1 rRNA gene is annotated in these 709 nt (G+C 52.2%); it reads right to left on the bottom strand.

Annotation, left to right across the window (positions count from 1 at the left end):
• A 23S ribosomal RNA gene (locus KTB61_RS12890) occupies positions 1–566 on the bottom strand; the annotation flags it as partial.
• Positions 567–709: the final 143 nt, after the last annotated feature.

The raw sequence follows: 709 nt of genomic DNA, 5'->3' as shown, positions 1-709 counted from the left end.
CCACAGCTTGTAGACACAGGGTTTCAGGTTCTCTTTCACTCCCCTCCCGGGGTACTTTTCACCTTTCCTTCACAGTACTATGCGCTATCGGTCACTGAGCAGTATTTAGCCTTACGGGGTGGTCCCCGCTCATTCCCACAAGGTTTCTCGTGTCTCGTGGTACTCTGGATCCTGCTGGGCGGCTTGGGATTTCGGATACGGGGCTTTCACCCTCTCCGGCGGGACTTCCCAGTCCCTTCTCCTATCTTACGCCTACCGTGTCGCAGTCCGAACCCCGCAGTGCACGCACCGCGGTTTGGGCTCTTTCGCGTTCGCTCGCCGCTACTTACGAAATCGATGTTTCTTTCTCTTCCTCCGGGTACTTAGATGTTTCAGTTCCCCGGGTTCCCCACGCATGGCTATGGATTCACCATACGCTGACTGAGGTTTCCTCAGCCGGGTTTCCCCATTCGGATATCTCCGGATCGATGGATATTTGCTCCTCCCCGAAGCTTTTCGCAGCTTATCACGTCCTTCATCGGCTCTCAGTGCCAAGGCATCCACCCTGCGCCCTTACTACTTTAACCGTAGCAGGAACAGTCAGATCGTTTGATCCTCTTTTTCCCTCACTGATGTATAGCGTTACATCAGCGGGCTTTGTGTGTTTTCATTCTCTCGATGAAATTTGATGTCTTGTCTATTTGATCTTGTATGAAGTTTTCAAGGTACA

This window comes from Anaerostipes faecalis, from assembly GCF_018982945.1.
Classification (GTDB): domain Bacteria; phylum Bacillota; class Clostridia; order Lachnospirales; family Lachnospiraceae; genus Anaerostipes; species Anaerostipes faecalis.
Note: the sequence above shows the minus strand (reverse complement) of the source record. Positions and strands in the feature narration are given on the sequence as shown.